The following is a 19,506-nucleotide window of genomic DNA, read 5'->3' on the forward strand; positions in this document are numbered from 1 at the left end:
ATTCGCCTTTTTAACCATCTCGTGATGAAACTCGCATTGAAAAATGCGTTAATTGTAGCTGTGCTGGCTGCAACAAACGCTTTATCTGCACAAACAACTTATTATACGTTTGCAACTGGTGATTGGGAAACCCCTGCATCATGGACGTTAACATCTGATGGTTCTTCCGGAGCTGCTGCCACCGCACCTGGAGGATCAGATAATGTAGTGATTAGGAGTGGGCATACCATCACCATTGATGATACAAATGACAATGGGAATGAAACTACTGCCGATGCACTGACCTTAACCAATGTTGGGGCGTTTACAGGATCTGATCTGAATGCGTTTTATCACACCGGAGACATTATTGTTTCCAATGGAGGAACCATAACTGCAAGTGTTAGAATGATGACAGCCGATGTTTTTTCTGTTGAAAATGGAGGAAGTTTTAATACGACTGGAGATCTCATCATTTTAGGTTCTTTAAATGTTTCATCTACAGCAACTTTTACAGTTGGAGATGATTTTATCCTAAGTGGTGATAGCCGAACAATCATTGACAATACATCGACTGCTGGTGATGATCTTTACATTGATCACACAGATGCTGTACTTTGTGGAGATGGAACTGTTGATACAGGAAATGGAGGAGGAGACCCTACCGTCCAATACTTAAATTCTGCGACAGCAGCACAAGTATGTTCCTCATTCTCGATTACTTGTACTACTAATTGTGGTGGTTTTTCAAGTGGGACCCCTTCTGGTAGTTTTATCACTGGAAATACAGGTCCAGGTGGAGTAGGTGATGCAAGTAATAATCAATTATGGTTAAAGGCCGATGATCTGAGTCTTAGCGATGGAACAGCGGTTTCAAGCTGGACAGATGCTTCAGGTAATAGCTTGACAGCCTCTTCGAGTGGTGTTTCTGCTGAAGAGCCCACTTTCAATACAAATGATGTTAATGGTTTTCCATCGATAAGTTTTGATGGAGGAGATTTCTTGAATTTAGGGAATGTGGCAGCATTGAACTTAACACCTGGTACAGATAGCTGGTCCTTTTTCATCGTATACAATGTAGCAGGAGCAACACCCCAGGGCACTTTTTTTTCAAAAGCGACTCAAGCAACAAGGCACTATCAGTATACCATTGATGATAACGCGGGAACATCAAGATTCACTACTTTCATTGGAGGTAATGCAGATGTAGGCTCAGTTACGGCTACCAATGATTGGTTTGTTTCATCGAGTACTAATAATGCTACTCAAAAAGATTCATGGACGGATGAGGGAGTGAATTTTGCTGCACAAGGAGTAGGTACTGCCGCAGAAGCAACTGCAGATGTTTTGATTGGTGCTAGAAGGGGCTCTGGTCCAAGTACAGGAACAGGGTTTAGGCTAACTGGAAATATTGCCGAAATAGCCATGTTCGATACAGAAGTCAATACGGCCCAACGAATAATAGCCACGAATTATCTAGCAGCTAAATACGATATAACGCTGACTGCAAATGATGTTTATGATATGGATGATAGTGGAAATGGAGATTTTGACTATGAAGTTGCTGGGATTGGCCAGGCTTCCGATGGCTCAAACCATACAGATGCTAGAGGTTCGGGGGTTGTGAGAATGTGGGATCCTTCTGATCTGGCTGATAGCGAATTCCTAATGTGGGGACATGACAATACAAACATCTCCAGTACTGATGTAACGGATGTTGATGGAACTATTATAGAGGAAAGACTATCACGCATTTGGAGAATTACAGAAACAGGAGATGTAGGAACAGTCTCCATCTCTATTGACTTCTCAGGAATAGGCTCATCCTTGGGCAGTGATCTTCGATTGCTCATTGATCGTGATGGTGATGGATTTGATGACAATGATGTAACTCCAATTGAAGGATCGGTTTCCAACGATGTAGCTACCTTTTCAAATATAGATTTCCAGGATGGTGACAGATTTACCCTTGGAAATACAGATGTGACAACTCCACTACCAATAGAACTGATTGCTTTTGAAGCAGAACCTTCAATCAAATCAGTCAAATTGAAGTGGTCCACTGCAAGCGAGTTAAATAATGATTTTTTCAGCGTGGAAAGATCAGCTGATTCAGAAAAGTGGGGCGTGATCTCAACCGTAGAAGGATCAAGAAGTTCGAGTAAGATTACTGAATATATCACCGTAGATAATAGCCCACTAAATGGATTTTCTTATTATAGGTTGAAGCAAACGGACTTTGATGGTCAGTATGAATATTCGGATATTAGGATGATAAACTTTAGAGGAATTGATACAGAGTTAGAAGTATTCCCTAACCCATCAAAAGATGTATTTATAATACAGAGTGAACATATAAGTTTTGAAGATATACAGCTTTATGATAGTCAAGGAAAAGAAGTGGATGTATCCTTGAAAAGGACTCATTCCAAAGTCAATATTGACCTTTCTCAACTACCGAAGGGAGTTTACTTCTTAAGTGTTCAATTAGACAATTCTGCAGAAGTCGTACGATTGATTAAGGATTAAAAAAGGTAATAACCTCAGAGTTCCATCAAAACAGTCCTTACCGTCACTACGAGCCATTTTACTTATAAAATAATTAGCGAAATGGCGTGGTAGTCTCAAGAAAACTGGGGGTTGTCACAGCTTCCCGCAATTCCCTTACTAGAGTGCAATGACGGTTTTACAAATTTTTTAAATCGAACTGAGGTTAATAACCAATTGCTGACGGCATTTTCCCCAATAGCCTGAAGCTAAATACAAGCCTTAATTCAAAGATGATCCTTGTGTTGTTATCTAGTTTATCTAAAATTGTTGAAAAATTTTTTGACACAGCTATGAAAAACCAATTCTCACTTTTCACTCTTCTTCTTTTTTTTCTATTCTCTTGTGGTGATGATGACTCTACTGATCCAGGTGATCTGAACTCATTGCCAATCGATGAAGGAGGCATAAATGAAGCGAAGGTACTTGGATCGACATCAGCTGTATATGGACATTACGTCTATACGCCAAGTGGATATAATCAAAACTCAGCTGACTATCCACTTCTTGTTTTTTTGCACGGCTCGGGCGAAAAGGGCAATAGTGATACCAATCCGGATGACCTGAAAAAAGTCTTGGTACATGGGCCTCTGAAACTGATAGAAACAGAAATGTGGTCTCCGACTTTCCCAATGATAGTAGTGGCACCTCAGTTGCCCACAGGTGAGAATTGGAATGCTGATAACGTCCATGACTTTATTCAATACCTGATTGATAACTATAATATCAATGAAAGCAGAATATATTTGACAGGCTTGAGTCTAGGTGCAATAGGAAGTTTCGCATACATTGCCAAATATGGATCAGATTCGTTTGTTGCAGCAGTGGTTCCTATAGCTGGACAAGGAAATACATCCAAAGGTGACCAGTATGTTGATATCCCAATTTGGGCCTTTCATGGGGATAATGATAATACCGTTCGTACTGCAGGTTCTATCAATATGGTAGAAGCTATCAATGAGGCAAATCCTACGACACGTGCAAAATTGACAATCTATCCTGGTGTAGGTCACAATTCATGGACGAGGACGTATGACGGTAGCGGAATGGGAGATGAAAGTACAGATTATGATGCTTTCAATATGAGTATATACGATTGGATGTTTACGTTCCAGAAGGAATGAGTAGATCAATCATTTACAAAAATGAGCTAGAGAAGTATTAAAATTGGTGAAGTATTAATAAATAGGGCTTATTCTCATCTTTAGCTACTAAGTCTTAGCGAATCTTTAAGTCTTTGGATACTTTTAAAGTATAATGAACGAATTAGGTTCTTTTCGTTATGCTTCACTTACATGGATAGTTGTTTTTCTGATCTCCTATCCAAATTATTCTTATGCTCAACAAGGAGATAGTATTCTTGCGGCTTTACCTAATGAACTAGGTGTTACTGGCAGGGTTGATACATTGAATACATTAGGTTTTGATCTATTATTTACCGACCCAACAGAGTCTAGAGTTATCTTTGATGAAGTGATTAAATTATCGACTTCTATCGATTATTTGAAAGGAAAAGCTCAAGCACTCAAGAATAAGGCCATTTCTTATGACATTCAGGGCAACTCCAATCAAGCGATTGTCTATTATCAGGAATCGCTCGCTTTGCTGGAAGAACTACAAGACACATTGGGCATTTCAAGAGTCAAAAACAATCTGGGAATTGCGTATAAAAACTTAGAAGATCTGGAAACGTCCCGAAAATTTTATAATGAGTCAATTGAGTTAAAAAAGATTTTAGGTGACGTCAGAGGCGTAGCATATGGATTGAATAATATTGGAGAGTTGTTCCAAAAAGAAAGGAATTATAAAGAAGCATTGGAATACTTCGAAAGAGCTTATACCATCGTTGATTCTTTAGGAGATGATCGTGGACGTTCGGTAACGCTCTCAAATCTGGCTATTTCATACCTTGAATTGCCTGACTACTCACGTGCAATAGCCAACCTTGAACAATCAATGAAATTGGATGAGATCTCCCAAGATCTTTATAGCCTATCCTACTCTTATATTCTATTGGCAAAAGCATACCTCAATACCGATCGTATTTCGGAGGGGATGCAATCCATTGAAAAAGCAGAAAAAATAGCTAAAAGCATAGCTGCACTGAAAGTTTACTATGACAGCCAGGTTTTGAAGGCCCAACTAATGAGGCGAGCAAATCAAATTGAATTATTACCGGATCTCTACGAAGAAATATTAGTGTTGAATGACAGTTTAGCTCGTGTTAATCTGACGGAAGAGACAGCAAGATTGAAGACGGTGTATGAAAGCCGTGAGAAAGAATTGATTATTGAAGACTTGAAAAAAGAGTCTACCTTAAATCAAGAGCTTTTTGAAGTGCAAGAAAGGCTTTTTAGATTGACCTTATTAATAGCAATTCTATTAGTGGCTTTACTTATTGTGGTGTATGGCTTTTACCAAAATGTAAGGAGTAAGAAAAAAGAACTTGAAATTAGAATCATGGAACGTGATAGAGCAAAAGAGGAGACTGAGTACGCAAGTCAAGCGAAATCTCAGTTTTTAGCTCAGATGAGTCATGAAATAAGAACACCTTTAAATGCAATCATAGGCTATATCGATCAGGTCTTGGAAACGGATCTGGACGATACACAGAGAAAACATCTTGGAATAGTAAATCAATCATCACTAGGATTACTTGGAATCATTAACGGAATCCTGGATCTATCTAAGTTGGAGGCTGGAAAATTGGAGTTGGTTGTGGAGCATACTGACCTGTTTGAGCTTTGTAATCATGTGGTGCAAATGACTAGTTATAAGGCAAGTCGAAAAAATATCGAATTGAAACTGTCACTTGTTGACCGCAAATATCAATATGTCTTAGCCGATGATATCCGCCTAAGACAGGTATTGGTAAATCTCTTGGCGAATGCTACGAAGTTTACCAAGAAAGGCGAAATTGAATTGAAAGTTGAGGCCTTGGATGAAGACAAAGACCAAGGGGTTCGCCTAAGATTTTCAGTAAGAGATACGGGAATTGGTATTAAGCCTGAAAATGTTGAAAAAATATTTGAAGCATTTTCACAAGAAGATTCGTCCACAACCAGAAAGTACGGAGGGACTGGGTTGGGATTATCCATATCCAATACCCTGCTATCATTAATGGATAGTAAGCTGGAAGTCAGAAGTGCTCATGGAGAAGGCAGTACTTTTTTCTTTGAAGTATCCTTCAGACTTTCTAGTGATCATACAAAAGTTGGATCGGGGAACTCTAAAGTCAATACAGTTAAGAAAGTAGTTTCGACAAGTGATAAACTGAAAGTTTTGATTGCAGAGGATAACGCTAACAACATGGTTATTGCTAAAGCGATGTTAAAAAAAGCACTCCCGAATGCTAAGGTAATTGAAGCAGAGAATGGCATAGATGCGGTGGATCTATATGAAAGTGAAAAGCCAGATGTTATTCTGATGGACGTGCAGATGCCTGAAATGGATGGCTATGATGCGACAAGAAAGATTAGGGAAATAGAAATTGATGTTCGAACTCCAATCATCGCTTTAACTGCTGGATCTATGAGAGCTGATAAAGAGAAATGTTACGAGGCAGGGATGGATGATTTTGTCAGCAAACCCATCATCAATAATGCTCTCGCAAATGTGCTGGAAAAGTGGATTAAGGATTAATTGGCTAATCTACTCTGTAAAATTCAAAAATCATCCCACAGTTACGTGATCACCTGTTAGTTCCTCGTAGAGATGATGAATGTCAAACAACTGCTGTGCTGCGAGTTTTTGACCAGCTTGTGCTGATATGTAAAGGATAACAGCTATCAATGCAAAAGCAGGGATAAACCAAAGAATAGAAGAATCCAGGTCTAGACTCCATCTGGTTAGTCCCCACATCCCAATAAACAAAGTCAGAATACCCAGAGCCACATATCCGAAAAAGAAAATCGCCCAAACAGTAGGATTAGGACCATAAAGTCCTCTTACAATCACGTTATCTTCATCTTGCTCAAAAGAAAGATGAAGTTGGGGAGACCAAAAATGTTGTTGGCTCGGATGTATTCGGATGTAGATATGTCCAGGTAAATGACTTGTGATGAATTGGCTTTCCTTCTGCTTAATTCCGGTCAGAAGCATTTGTTCAAGGTCTTCTTTCGTGCCAGAGATTCTCTGTTTAAAGCGCGGACGTATCTTAAAACTAGACATGGCATTAAGCTAGCTTAATGCCAATTAAATTCAAATGAACATGATTTCTATCATATATTATTCTGCTCTCTTGGGTGTGAAAGTAATTTATTACAATGCAGATGAACACAATTCAGTCAGTCAAAGGCCTACTTAGAGTATCCTTGATAATTGTTTTGAAGAAAAAAGAGGATTGAGTAGCTCTATGCACCCTTTAAACATTTATTTCACAGATAACTAAACTACAATTTCAGCTAAAAAGTGCTTATTTTGGGGTTTTTGTATGGCATTTGAATCAATTCTTTTAAAAATTCAGTCTGCTGAATATCGAAAAATAAATCCACTGTTTGACCCGCTGACTAGCGGGAAGTTTGGATTTATTACCCTTAACAGGCTGAATTTTAAGAATTTATTCATAGCCTTGGGGTTTTTGCTTCGTTTTTGGGCTAAGCCAAAAATGAAGAACCCGTCCGGTTCGAGGACATTGAATAAATAAACAAGGACGGCCTACCTACTTCAGATACAATTGATCGCTACCTTTTAAAAGCTTCATCTCCTTAAACCTTTTTTCTCGCATCCGATAAGCATTCATGGCAGTCTTGCCCAGCTTATTCGTGAGCTTGTGATTCACCATTGCACCTGCAAGAGCACCAACGACTGGGATAAGCTGCAATAATTTAGCTAAATCAATGTAATCTCGATATTCTAGCTGAAAGGTTCGCCAGTCAAAAGTGTTTAGGTCATCAGGTAATTGATCCTTGATTAGTTCCCAGTTCTCCAAAGTCTCAAATACCTCATTGCGACGCTCCTGACTAGAAAAAGTAAGCTGAAAGATGTGCAGAATATAGACTCGTTCTTTATAGTCTTTAGTATCATAACCATATCTGGAAGCTATCTCGAATAGCATCTTCATCTTAAGTGTAAGCCAAAGTGGAAAATCTGCCAGGCTAAGTAAGAATCCTCCAAAACCTGTAGCAGCTCCTTCCACGGCTGCAGAAGAAGAATAGAAGTTTATACGTTCCTTCACCTTGATTTCTATCTCTTCTAAAGTTTTTACTTCTTTTCGCGTACGAGTGGTAAATCCAGAACCGAAGATCACTGCTCGAGTAATCTCTTTGATTGCCTTAGTGATCGCTTTATGAACCTTCTCAGGAATAATTCTATTGATTTTTTTTTGCACCTTCTTGGTCGTACGATTCCAGAATGAAGGCTTTCGTTTCATGGCTGATTGCCATTGTTGCAACTCTTGAGAAATGAGTTGATGATAGATGGAGTTGGAGTCAGTCATTCTTTATGTAGAGGAATCATTTTATGGTTGCAGGTTTAGGTTGGCAAATAAGTGAATCACTCATTTTTTCCAAATACTTAAAACACGCTAACTAAGCTAAAGGGTCCCTCAGATATTTGCTATGTAAACCAAAAAAACATTGTCATGGAAAATATAGAACGATTAAGTGTATCCTTTGAGGACTTTACTATTATCAATAGAAATTTTGAAATGAATAATCAAAATGCAGAAGCCTATCAATCTTACAAAAATCAAATTGAAGCAGAATACGGAATGGAGCTGGAAGATACATTATTTGATGTATATGACGAATACTTTGAAAACGATGAGGTGTAAGACTTAGAGTCTTACTTTTTCTGCTAAGTCTATACTACTCATGTTTAGCTTGAACATACTTGCTTAAGAATTCTCTTTTGTCATCCTTGAAAGTGGATATAGCTCCGACTTTGTTCAAGCAGTAAATGTATACCCAAGCCAAATCCAATTGATACGGAAGAAAACCTGCACGTGCGCTGTTTGGATATAGGTGATGATTATTGTGCCACTCTCCAGAAAACCATCCAGGTCTGGATTGATTGATAGAGAGGTTGGTTCTATCAAAATCAATACCCTCTTTGTGACTCACTTTTCCTTTTCCATGACCTGTGTAATTGAAAGCTCTTACAAGCACAAACCAAAACATAGCGGCACTAAAAGCAGCACATGCCAATCCATGACCACCCAATAAATAAAATGAGGCATACCAAAAAGACCAATTGAGCAACCATAATGATACCGTGTATAACGGGCTAGCTACTGATCCCCATTTTTGATACTTCGCATAAGAATTCATTGATACTCCAGAATGACTCATGAAATTAGATGCTTTTCTATATTCAGACTCACTTAGATCTTCTGCGATACTTTGATGGTTGACATCTGACATCATGCAATACAGAAATCCCCCTTGAGCGTTGTATGGATCTCCTGGTAGATCTGATTTGGCGTGATGAACATGATGAGATATCACATAGATTTCTTCAGGAAAGGTTTTAATGACAAGATTTTGAGTAATAAAACGCCAGAAAGGATGGGAGAAAGTATATGCTTTGTGAGTGCAGTACCTATGAAACCAAATAGTTCCATGTGTACTCATGATGATCATTGCGTAAAGCATAAAAAAAGCGAATGTACCTAAGCTAAAATGGAAAACGATAAAGAAAAAGAAAAATGGAAGCATGGATAATACCATCATCCAACTTATGGAAGAGATCCAATTTTTCTTATTTGCGAAAACATTTATCCGAGCAAAAAACTCATTAAAAAGTTGTTTTTTGCTAGGTACAATGAGCTGATTTTTTTCATCTGCCCAACCGTAAGAAGGTACCTTTAATACTTTATCGATAAATGTCATTAATCAAAGCTAGTCATTTAAACGCCCTTAGGTTATTCAAACTTAATTTTCCTTACAAACTCCCGCCAAGTCCTATCTTAAATAATTCCATCTTCACTTGTGTATTCGAACAATTCTTGAACTTCTGCTTGTTATATCCAATAGGAGTATTGAAGATCACTGATGCAGTAATTCGCTATTTGGATAAATTCATTGATGAGTTAACAAGTAGTGAAAGAAGCGGAATAGTGGAACAAGCATATTGATATGAATAATATTAGAGGCATAATAGTTGTGTTAAACAGTAGAAAAAAAAGACGCTTTTATGGAATTTCCCCCTAGCGCGCATCTCTATATGTAACATCAAAACACATACATAATGAAAACGCTTTTCACATTTATTGCCATGTTTATTTTTTCGACCTGTTTCAGTCAAATCCCATCCTTGACAATTGGAAATGATGATAAAAAACGGGAACTGGAGATATCAAGCCTGGATGTGAATGTTGAAATCATTGGAAATATTGCGACTACTACTTATGATATTATTTTTTTCAATCCCCAAAGCAGGGATTTGGAAGGTGAGTTATCTCTTCCTCTAGGTGAGGGGCAGGAGATATGTAGATATGCGTTGAGCGTTAATGGTAAGCTCAGAGAAGGGGTAGTCATTGAAAAAGTGAAGGCAAGACAAGCTTTTGAAGCAGTCACGAGGCAAAACATTGATCCGGGTATTATCAATATCACGAAAGGAAATTTCTTTAAGACCAGAATTTATCCGATCTCATCAAAAGGAAATAAACGGGTAGTATTGGCTATTTCGGAAACATTAAGCGGAGATAAGAACAACCTGTACTACTCATTACCAATAGAAACGTCTAAAAGCATTGGTGAATTTAACCTGAATGTAAAGGCTATTAAGAGTCGAAAAACTGATAAGGCCATTTTGAGTGAATTCGAAAACATTCAATTTGATGACGCAAATGATGCGTTTGTTTTATCTCTTTCTAGAAAGAATTTTTCTTCATCTAATCCAATCAAATTTACTTTACCAAGATTTGGTGGAAGCGATCATCAATTATTCACGCATGAGTTTGAAGGGGAGACCTACTTTTATTTAAATATTAAGCCACCTACTCTTTCAGCTACCAATCAAAAAAAATCAGAGAAGGTCGGAATCTTTTGGGATAATTCATCTTCAGGAGCCAAGCGTGACATTGAAAAAGAGTTGAAGTTGCTCGAGAGTTACCTGAACTCATTGACGGACGTAAAAGAGATATCGGTGACCTCCTTTAATGCGGTAATGAACGAAAGTGAAAACTTTGGAGGAAGCATTCCATCAGTCATTTCATGTATTCGTGAGCTTACGTATGATGGAGCTACCCGATTTGATCAAATCAATCTTCATGGAAAGTATGATGAGATACTTTTGTTTTCTGATGGTATCAATACAATTGGAACTGAGGATATTAGGATGCCTAAAAATGTAGTTCATACAATTACTTCCAGCTCAGGGAGTAATTACAGTCTACTCAAAAAGTTGGCAAGAAAGACCAATGGTGAGTTTATCAACCTCCATAAAACCTCTACCAAAGACGCACTTAACATATTGCAAAAGGATGAAGAAAAATTCTTATCAAGTAGTTACTCAAATGCGGATTTCAAAGAAGTATATCCTAATCTTCCCCAAAGAGTTGGTGAGTATTTTGAAATTGCTGGCATTCTAAAGACTGAAAAAGCAAGGATAAAAATTAACTATGGAGATAGGAATAATGTAACTAAAAGTCAAAGCTTCGAAATAGAAAAAAAATCAACAGCCCCAATTTCCCGATTATGGGCAAGTAAAAAAATAGAGACTTTAAATATTGACTACCAAAGGAATAAAGAAGCAATATTCACACTAGCCCAAAAACACAACATCGTCACAAAGAATAGCTCCTTTATTGTTTTGGACAGAGTCGAGGATTATGCGGAGTACGAAATAGAACCACCGATTGAATTAAAGAAAGAATATGATCGATTAATTGCCCAGAAAGAAATATCCAAACCCGATCCCAAAGCGATTTTTCAGAGAAATTTTGAAAGATTTAGTTCATTAAAAAATTGGTATGCTTCACCTCCTATTATATCACAGGAAGACAAGGATCAAGTAGATGATTCTAGTGCTGTCTCAAGATCCCTCCAAGGAACTGTAGCAGGCGTTGAAGTCGAGTCAGCTGATGAGGAAGCATACATTATATTAGAAGAGGCTCCCGAAGAAGAGGCTTTACAGGAAGTGGTTGTCACCGGTTATAGCGCAACAAGTCGAGCGAAATCTTCTGTTGAATCTACATCTGGCGGCTCTTCTATTAAGGTGCTGGCTTGGCTTCCAGATGCACCCTATATGGAAGAGTTAAGAGGTGCTGCAGAAAACCATGAGAAACTTTATTTTAAACTGAAAGAGGAAAACAGCACACGACCAGCATTTTTTATTCAGGTTTCAGATTTCTTTTTTGACAAAGGCATGAATAAGATAGCCGTTCGAATTCTTTCTAATGCGATAGAATTGGATCTGGAAAATCCAGAACTTATAAGGGCGGTAGCTAAGCGCCTCCTAGATGAGGATGAAATTGAAATGAGTGTTTCACTATTTCTGGAAATAAAGGAACTACGACCAGAAGAACCTCAATCGTATCGAGATCTTGCTTTGGCATACATTGAGAACAAACAATATCAACAAGCGCTTGAGCTTTTTAACTATGTGCTGAATAAAGATTGGGCTCGATTCGCAGATATTAAGGATGTTGTCCTTAATGAATTGAATAATTTGATTTCCTTGTACAAAGATGAACTCGATCTTTCTTCTGTAAGCAAGGAACTAATCGAGCCAATGCCATTGGATGTTCGAATAGTAATCGACTGGAGTAGTAATGATAGTGACATTGATTTGTGGGTCATCGATCCCAATGGAGAAAAGTGCTTCTATAGCCATCCAAACACAAAAATAGGAGGTAAAATAAGCAGGGACTTTACTGAGGGCTATGGTCCTGAGGAATACTCACTAAAAGAAGCTAAGAGAGGTTTCTATACTGTTTATGTCAATTATTATAGCGAGTCTCGACAAACCATTACAGGCCCTGTTACGATATACGGGACGCTCACAACGAATTATGGTACATCAAAACAAGAGACTAAACGAATTGCGGTCCAACTGACAGACAATAAGGAGTCAAGGCAAATCGCCCAACTGGAGTTTAGGGAGTAAAAACTGAATTGCTACTGTCCGAATAGATTGAGTCTTCAGCATCACTTTATGTTGGAATTTGTGGAGGTAAGGACTCTGATTCAGAGCTATTTTTCCCGCTTTGTCATAGTTTTTCTATTTTTCTTTCAGGGGTTTAGATAGTTTCTTTTTCCTTCATTTCCTCAACCTCCTTATCTAACTCTTCCCAATCAGTAAATGAAAGTTCGTTCACTTCCTCAATATCTTCTTTCTTAGAAATCAGTCCAGTTGTCATGATGATGCTAGTTGCCAGTATCACAATGAGTAAAATAGATGGATTGAAACGCTCATCAATAAATTGAGCCGGAATAGAAAAGAAAAGCAATACTGTAATCAAACCTCTTGGAGCGATCCAAAGTTGTGGTGTGATACTATTCTTAACGATGACTTTTAGCAGAATAAAACGAAGTACGTAAGTAATCCCAAGAACAGCCATGGCAATATACAATGAGGGTAAATCGGAGAGTCCTGAAAAGTCCAGAGTCATGCCAAAGATGACGAAGAAGAATGTGCGAACTACGAAAGCGGTTTCCATAGTTACCACATGAAAGTCTTCAGTGATATGGTCTAATGCATCTGGTTTTATCCATTTTTTCAATCTGCCTCGGAAGAATAGCCTATAGTTATTCAGCACCAACCCAAACACCATGATGATCAGTAGAGACGATAAGTGGAACATCTTACCAGTAGAGTAGAGCAGTACCAGAATAGCAATAAGAAAAAAGAGCTTCACTTTAGATTCTAGCTTTTGAAGCAAAATCACCATTAAGTAGCTGATAAGTATTGAAAGTACGATAGTGATCACTATGCTACCTGATACTTCCATCACTATCTCGCTGGTTTGACTGGCTTCAGAGCCACTTAGCACAAAATAGAAAAACATGATTCCGAGAATATCAGAGAAAGTACTTTCGTAGATCATAAATTCTCGTTTTTTATCCAAAAGTGAACTAACACTTGGAATAATTATCGCACTGCTTAGAATAGAAAGTGGTATTGCATAAACCAATGAGGTCAGGAAGTCATCAAAAAGCACAAGGTTAAAAATATAGGCTACTAATAGTGCTGTACCAACCAATGCTATCAATGCAATAATGAAGGATTTGACAAGCAAAGGTTTTTTATCCTTTTCCAGCTTTAAATCAAGAGCTGCCTCCAAAACAATCATGATCAATCCTACCACACCCAACAACTCGAGTGCGGACATAATATGGTTATCTAAATTAATCTCAACCAATTTTAGTAGATATTGGATACCAACACCTAATCCTATCAACAACAACACACTGGGAACCTTGGATTTTTTTGAAATGAAATTGAATAAGTAAGAAATGATGATGATCAATGAGATGGCAATTGTCTGGGTATAGGCATTTAGGTATTCCATTGATTTTCTTTATTCTTGGGACTTATTTCTTAAAACTAGTCACAGTTTATGAGTAAATTTTGTGACTTAATTTAAAAAATAAGGTCTTGAAGGTCGAAAAAACCTAAGTAATCCCGATCACTATATGGCAAAAGTTAAAAAGTTTGGAACTTTTGGTGGCGTCTTCGTCCCTTCAATATTGACTATTCTCGGTGTGATCATGTACTTGAGGCTTCCTCAAATAGTAGGAGAGGCGGGATTATGGTATACACTAGGGATCATTGTAGTAGCGCATATCATTTCAGTGACCACAGGTCTCAGTATCTCCTCAATGGCGACCGATAAAAAAGTGGAAGCTGGAGGGCCTTACTACATCATCTCTCGAAGTTTAGGATTACCTATTGGAGGTACGTTAGGGCTTGCACTTTTTGTGGGACTATCATTTAGCATAAGTCTATATTTAATTGGTTTTTCTGAAAGTTTTCTACCCTATTTTGGGTTTTCATCGGACATATCAAATATACGGATTGCTGGATCGTTGGCACTAATTGTACTAACCATAATTACTTTCATAAGCACGTCCCTTGCTATCAAAGCACAGTTCTTTATTTTGATAGCTATAGTTCTGTCTTTAATTTCTATTCTTTATGGACAGCACGAGTTCACTACAGAAAGTCCACTTTTTTATAGTTCTCCAAACGCTACTTCACTTATGGTGTTGTTTGGCATTTTCTTTCCTGCAGTAACTGGATTTAGTGCGGGAGTTAGCATGTCGGGCGACTTGGAAGACCCTAAAAGATCCATTCCCAAAGGAACAATTGCAGCCATCACTACGGGCTTCATTATTTATGTCGCTCTAGCCATATTCTTTTCGTTCACCGTAAGTAGAGAGGCACTGACCAATGATTCGCAGATACTTCTCAACACTGCATGGATACCTGAATTGGTCGTGGCGGGGATTTGGGGAGCTACACTTTCATCAGCATTGGGAAGTATTCTGGGTGCACCCAGAATTATGCAGGCTATTGCAGTTGATAAAATCGGGTCAAAATTTTTCGCAAAAGGCCATGGACCAACCAAAGAACCTAGAAATGCTGTCTTGCTGGCATTCGTGATTGCAGAGGCAGGCATTCTCATCGGGGAACTTGATATTATTGCTCGAATTGTCTCCATCTTCTTCATAACAACTTATGGCTTTCTAAACATAAGCGCAGCATTTGAGAAATGGACAAGCACTGACTATCGACCTGATTTCAAGGTTTCTGGGTGGGTTAGTTTGATAGGAGCAATTGCTTGCTTAGTGGTCATGATCCAGCTAGACTTGTTAGCACTACTTGGTGCTGTTTTAATCTTGGGTTTGACATACTTCCTTCTAAAAAAACGTGAACTCACTTTAGACTCTGGAGATGCGTGGAGTGGTGTTTGGGCCTCAGTGGTTAAAACAGGCTTAACCAATCTGATGAAACATAGTGTCAACAATCGAAACTGGAGGCCAAACGTGATCATGTTTAGCGGTAATCCAAATAATCGTATTCACATGATAGAAATTGGGAAGGCAATTGTAGGCAAACTTGGAATTCTTACCGCTTTTGAACTAGTGAAAAGCGATGATCGCATTATGGCTAAGGCTGAGTCTGATCTTGAAAAAGGGAAAGACGCTATAGGATATTTTAAACACAAACTTCATTGCCGAGACATCTATTCAGGTATGGATCAGATTGCTCGTGTGTATGGCTTTTCCGGAGTAGAGCCAAATTCTATTTTGATGGGGTGGAGTAAGATTCCGACTAATGAAGATCGGTTTCTTGACTTGATCGAAAGTTTTGCTAGCCAAAATTTCAATACACTCTTTTTAAACTACGACCATGACAAAGGGTATGGAAACGGAAGCACCATTGATATCTGGTGGAGTGGTTCCGGACGAAACCTATCACTTTCATTTGGCTTAGTAAGATCCATCACAAATTCTATCTTATGGAAAAGCGCGAAAGTAAGAGTGCTAATTATTAATCGGGCAGATGAAGAGTCAGAAACTATCTATAAAAATACGACAGCCATTCTGGATCGCTTTCGGTTACCTGCAGACGTGAAAATCATAGACAATGAAAAGGAGCAGTTAAGTGACCTGGAAATCATATCCCGCGAATCAGAAAAAGCCGATCTTGTACTCCTGGGAGTGCCCGATCAGGAATTCAAAAACTTTGGAAAATCTTTCCATAAAATAAATGAAATCGTTGAGAGTATTGGTAGCTCATTGATCATTAATGCATCGGAAGACTTTGAGGAACTGGAGGTAATAGATCAGCACAAACCTAAACTGGTTACCAAATCAGGGGTACATTCATTGGCTATGCCGCCATTACCTGAATCAAATTATCAGGAGATAACCTCAGATATTTGGAAAATAGATCGAAATGGTCAGGAAGTTCTCGATCGATTTTACGTTCAAGCCTTCAAACCCATTTTTGATAGTAACCGCTCTTTCCTTGATGATCTTTCAAGTCGAATAGATTCTATTAAAAAAGAGGTTAAAAAAATTGAGGAAACACCAGAACTGCTCAAACGAAAGAAAGCCATAGATAAACTTAAAAATGAAAGCTTGTTTAAGCTGGATTTTTTTATCAACGAAGAAGTCTCAGAGGTGAGTATCCCTTATCAGACAAAGCAATTGGAGGAAGGGATAAATTGGTATATCAATCAGTTTAAAGTGGATTTCAGAAGGTTTCCCAAATATTTTAAAATCAAGTATGCTGACAAAGACTTTGCCATCCATCAAGATGATAACTTGAGGATTAAGTCAATCAAAAGAGCGAAGAAATTTAAGCACCTGATTGTTGGGAAGCCCATTACTCAGACTATTAATTATAGGGAGCTGGCAAGGTACTTTCAGTTAAGTACCAGAGTGATATTTCTAAAAAAACTACTTCAACAACTACTGAAGGATGAGACAAAATTTTACGAAAGTGCGCGAAAACTGATTGGCAACATTACAGATACGTTGAACAATATAGAAAGACAAATATGGGAAGAAGACAAGTTAGAATTACAAGAGATATTTCAACTTGAAATACTTATTAAGAAAACAAAAGAAGAACTTGAGTCACTAGCTTCACTCTATCAAAATAGATTGCTGGTCGAGTTTAGGAAGAACCTGATCCTGATGCAAAAAGATATGGAGCGGTTGGATACGGATCACCTAGTTCAAAAGAGGTCGAAAGCAAAAAAAAATTATGCCCGTAACGAAAACTTCCTAAAAGATTTTTCTGAGAGATTTGAAGTAAACGCCCACACAATAGTCAACTTATTGGTTCTTGAGTTAAAAGTCCATGCAATAAGGAATAGACAAGAAACTGAGATCATGGATTTCTGTGAAAACATGAAAATGGTTATTCACTCGCAATACGTGAAAAAAGCAGAAGTCATCTGCTCATCAATAACTCAAAATGATTCTGAAAAGGCTTTTAAGATAAAGTTGGATGTGGATTTCGAGACTGAGTTACAAGAGCAGTTTGAAGAGCATGAGGCAAAAATTATTTCCTTAATAGAGGAACTTCCAGAGAAAATTGAAATATTCTCGCTCTTACATAGTGATCACGAACCTGTTTCTATTCCGGTCTCAAGAATGGCCGAATACTATATTAAGTCCAGATATGAATCTCCCTCGGAAGAAAGATTTGAGCAATTAATGGATTCCCTTAAAAGAGCCATTTTAACCACACAAGACACCATAAGCCTAGCTCAGTTTAACCTGGAAAATGAAGAACAGACAGTAAGCACAACCCAGGAGATTCTCGAAGGATGTAAAGCAAAAGTTGAAAAAGAGAAAAACAAATTCATTCAGCTTTTAGAAGATTTCCCAAGAGATAGTGAGAAACTACTCGAAAGTGCTTATGAACCTCTGGAGTCAATCCGAATTGAAGAAAGCGCAGAGGATTACACCAGCGGACTTAGGGTTTATCAAGGTCAGCAGGTCCTATCAGGTGTGGAGGCATTGTTAGAAAGAACCAAACAAGTCATTCGAAGAGCTATTACTAAATTGCTTTATAGACGTAGTGAAGCGACTTTATATGCAAGCAAGCTTGGAGGAAGTCAAAAACAAGCTTCTGCCAATAGTATGTTACTCGATTTGAAAGAGCAGTTGAGTCCACCCATCAAAGGCATAGAGCCACTGCCTCAGTACTACACGAGCCTCTTCAATGGGAAGTCAAATATCAGTAAGGATCTTTGGATCAAACGTCCTATTGAAGAAGGTTTGTTTAAGAAGGCAGTGAAACGACACAGAGGTGGATATAGTGGTGGAATATTGGTATTAGGTGATCGCAACTCAGGTAAAACTGCTTTTGCTAAGCACGTAACACAACAAATATTTAAAAGCAGTAGTGTTTTTCACCTGTTTCCTCCTATTCCAGGCACGACTTCCATTGAAGGATTTGAAAAATCGCTTGCTAAAGCATTACAAAAAAGAGGCACATCACAGCAAATGCTCTCCAGAGTAGCCAAAAGCAGTATATTAATTATTCATGATCTAGAGCTTTTCTGGGAGCGGTCTGAAGATGGATTGGAGGTAATCAACTTGATTGGAAAGCTGATAGATCAATTTGGAGACAAAGTGCTGTTTGTGGCTAATATGAATGCGTATGCATACAAATTGATCAATGAACTTACAGCAGTGGAAGATCATTTCATTGAGATTATCAATATGGCACCTTTCGATGCAGAGGAGCTCGGTGAATTGGTACTTAAAAGACACAAGTCAAGCGGGCTGAAGATACATTTTGATGAAAAATCGGACCAGTTAAATGAGTTACAATTGGCTTCTCTTTTCCACAGTTATTTCAAGTACAGTCACGGAAGTCCTGGAGTAGCACTAAATGGTTGGTTATCTAATATTCATAAGGCAAACAAAGAATACATCTGTGTTCAAAAACCTGACTACCCTTCATTAGAGGTATTTGATAAATTAAGTGATGACTGGACCATGCTGATCATTCAGTTTGTACTGCACAAGCGACTTTCAATTCCAAAAATCATTCGGATTACGGAGTGGAGTGAAGGACAGGTAGTGGAAAAAATACTTGCAATGCAGAGATCAGGTTTAATCACAGAGAAAACAGGAGGCATTTACAACCTCGATCCGGTGATGTATTCATTCATCCTTGATGCATTAAAAGAAAGAGAGGTGCTTCTATGAATTGGAAAAAGCCATTAATAAAAATTCGTTCCTTTATAAGAGGAACTAAAATTCAGACTGATCCAAAGAAAGAATCAACCTCTTCGGTGATCTATTCCTTCTCGATTTCTTATTCATTGGTGGATCTGAGAGATTTGAAGGTGTTGATACTTAATAGTCCCTGGTGTCTTGATATTCCGAAAATCAGTATTGCCGATAGCGCTTATTTGATAGATGTGGCAGTCTTGAGCGAAGAAAAAGGAAGGTTGATTGAAGCGGCGTTTAACGCTTCAATGAACACAAATGAGTAACATAAGAAAATTCAATTTACGATTCTTATTTCCCCTTCCGGATCCAGTTGTTTCTTGGCAAGGAT

At 38.2% G+C, this 19,506-nt stretch carries 11 protein-coding genes; 7 read left to right on the top strand and 4 right to left on the bottom strand.

Features of this window, described 5'->3' with window-relative positions:
• Window positions 1–24: 24 nt before the first annotated feature.
• The 3 genes from ABJQ32_20965 to ABJQ32_20975 all read left to right on the top strand — a co-directional run bounded on the left by ABJQ32_20965 (window position 25) and on the right by ABJQ32_20975 (window position 6,168).
• Window positions 25–2,508, top strand: coding sequence for a T9SS type A sorting domain-containing protein (locus ABJQ32_20965; protein MEP5292137.1), 2,484 nt, complete (start codon window positions 25–27; stop codon window positions 2,506–2,508).
• Between the two features lie 311 nt (window positions 2,509–2,819).
• On the top strand, window positions 2,820–3,650 hold the full coding sequence (locus ABJQ32_20970) for a dienelactone hydrolase family protein (protein ID MEP5292138.1): 831 nt from the start codon (window positions 2,820–2,822) through the stop codon (window positions 3,648–3,650).
• Between the two features lie 133 nt (window positions 3,651–3,783).
• A complete protein-coding gene (locus ABJQ32_20975; GenBank protein ID MEP5292139.1) occupies window positions 3,784–6,168 on the top strand; it encodes a tetratricopeptide repeat protein in 2,385 nt (794 codons plus the stop codon).
• A gap of 30 nt (window positions 6,169–6,198) precedes the next feature.
• Here ABJQ32_20975 and ABJQ32_20980 read toward each other — a convergent pair whose 3' ends face one another.
• Both ABJQ32_20980 and ABJQ32_20985 read right to left on the bottom strand, forming a co-directional pair.
• Window positions 6,199–6,696 carry a hypothetical protein gene (locus ABJQ32_20980; GenBank protein MEP5292140.1) on the bottom strand — a complete coding sequence of 166 codons (498 nt, stop codon included), beginning with the start codon at window positions 6,694–6,696 and terminating at the stop codon, window positions 6,199–6,201.
• A 490-nt stretch (window positions 6,697–7,186) separates the two neighbouring features.
• The gene (locus tag ABJQ32_20985) at window positions 7,187–7,963 is read right to left on the bottom strand and encodes an EcsC family protein (protein MEP5292141.1); all 777 of its coding nucleotides are present in this window, start codon (window positions 7,961–7,963) and stop codon (window positions 7,187–7,189) included.
• A 144-nt stretch (window positions 7,964–8,107) separates the two neighbouring features.
• Here ABJQ32_20985 and ABJQ32_20990 point away from each other — a divergent pair, with 144 nt between their 5' ends.
• Entirely contained in the window at window positions 8,108–8,299 is a 192-nt protein-coding gene (locus ABJQ32_20990) for a hypothetical protein (GenBank protein MEP5292142.1), read from the top strand.
• A gap of 34 nt (window positions 8,300–8,333) precedes the next feature.
• Here the strand turns inward: ABJQ32_20990 and ABJQ32_20995 are convergent, their stop codons facing one another.
• On the bottom strand, window positions 8,334–9,356 hold the full coding sequence (locus ABJQ32_20995; protein MEP5292143.1) for a fatty acid desaturase: 1,023 nt from the start codon (window positions 9,354–9,356) through the stop codon (window positions 8,334–8,336).
• 358 nt (window positions 9,357–9,714) lie between these two features.
• On the opposite strand from ABJQ32_20995, the gene ABJQ32_21000 reads away from it, so the two are divergent.
• A complete protein-coding gene (locus ABJQ32_21000; GenBank protein MEP5292144.1) occupies window positions 9,715–12,576 on the top strand; it encodes a VIT domain-containing protein in 2,862 nt (953 codons plus the stop codon).
• Between the two features lie 133 nt (window positions 12,577–12,709).
• Here ABJQ32_21000 and ABJQ32_21005 read toward each other — a convergent pair whose 3' ends face one another.
• A complete protein-coding gene (locus ABJQ32_21005; protein ID MEP5292145.1) occupies window positions 12,710–13,981 on the bottom strand; it encodes a cation:proton antiporter in 1,272 nt (423 codons plus the stop codon).
• A gap of 124 nt (window positions 13,982–14,105) precedes the next feature.
• Between ABJQ32_21005 and ABJQ32_21010 the strand changes: the two genes are divergently transcribed.
• Window positions 14,106–19,151, top strand: a complete 5,046-nt coding sequence (locus tag ABJQ32_21010; GenBank protein ID MEP5292146.1) for a hypothetical protein — start codon at window positions 14,106–14,108, stop codon at window positions 19,149–19,151.
• Window positions 19,148–19,441, top strand: coding sequence for a hypothetical protein (locus ABJQ32_21015; GenBank protein ID MEP5292147.1), 294 nt, complete (start codon window positions 19,148–19,150; stop codon window positions 19,439–19,441). Before ABJQ32_21010 ends, ABJQ32_21015 begins: the two co-directional genes overlap by 4 nt.
• Window positions 19,442–19,506 lie beyond the last annotated feature (65 nt).

The organism is Marinobacter alexandrii, from assembly GCA_039984955.1.
Lineage (GTDB): Bacteria > Bacteroidota > Bacteroidia > Cytophagales > Cyclobacteriaceae > Ekhidna.